Source organism: Comamonas jiangduensis (assembly GCF_030162955.1).
Lineage (GTDB): Bacteria > Pseudomonadota > Gammaproteobacteria > Burkholderiales > Burkholderiaceae_C > Comamonas > Comamonas jiangduensis.
In genome coordinates this window covers 1-617 of sequence record NZ_JARXOV010000053.1, presented here as the reverse complement: position 1 = coordinate 617, position 617 = coordinate 1, and the positions used below count along the sequence as shown (strand labels likewise).

The 617-nt window shown below is 59.3% G+C and carries 2 protein-coding genes; both read right to left on the bottom strand.

The annotated features are described in order from the left end of the window. Positions 1-28: 28 nt before the first annotated feature. Positions 29-223, bottom strand: coding sequence for a hypothetical protein (locus tag QEP12_RS16945; RefSeq protein ID WP_174864033.1), 195 nt, complete (start codon positions 221-223; stop codon positions 29-31). A 3-nt stretch (positions 224-226) separates the two neighbouring features. Further along, positions 227-436, bottom strand: a complete 210-nt coding sequence (locus QEP12_RS16940; protein ID WP_174864034.1) for a major capsid protein — start codon at positions 434-436, stop codon at positions 227-229. Positions 437-617 lie beyond the last annotated feature (181 nt).

Below are 617 nucleotides of genomic sequence, written 5' to 3'. Positions count from 1 at the left end.
TTTTCGAGCGAACTGAACATGTGGGCTCCTAGTCATGATCTGGGTTCACAGAGAAGATGTTGAGTATCTGTTTGGAGCACCAGACAACGATCACCACCACCAGCATCAGGCCGAAGGCCGTGGAGAGGTCTTGCAGGCGTTCCTCGTCCGGTGGTGCTGGCTCGACCTGCACAACGACCGTGAGGGTCTCTGTGCTGGCCGTGGCGGTGTTCGTGTCTGCCATGGCTTAGCGCCAGCCCAGCTTGGATGCCAGCTTGAGCAAACCCCAGACAGCTACCATGGCGCCGATAACCAGGCCAACAGCGGACAGCATGTCAGCTTTGGCTGCATCGACAGCAGTGCCAACGGCTTCAGGCAGTGCAGCATGGGCAGTGCCAACGGTGGCGAGTACAACGGCCGGAATGGCGGCCAGGCGGGCTTTGATTGCGTTGGACATGGTGTCCTCCTTTGAATACTGCGGAATTGCAGCCGGTAGCCCTGCACGCAAGGCTACGAGCTGAAATCAGCGCTTATGCAGCCTTGGCAACGCTAGTTCCAGGAGCGCGAACAGGCTGGGGGTCGTTGGGGACGACAGAGATGCTGGCGATTTCTTGGACACGCTTGCCCCAGCGCATGAC

Excerpts from the sequence above, each read along its gene's own strand:
- QEP12_RS16945 (WP_174864033.1), bottom strand. The coding sequence starts at position 223 with ATGGCAGACACGAACACCGCCACGGCCAGCACAGAGACCCTCACGGTC.
- QEP12_RS16940 (WP_174864034.1), bottom strand. The coding sequence starts at position 436 with ATGTCCAACGCAATCAAAGCCCGCCTGGCCGCCATTCCGGCCGTTGTA.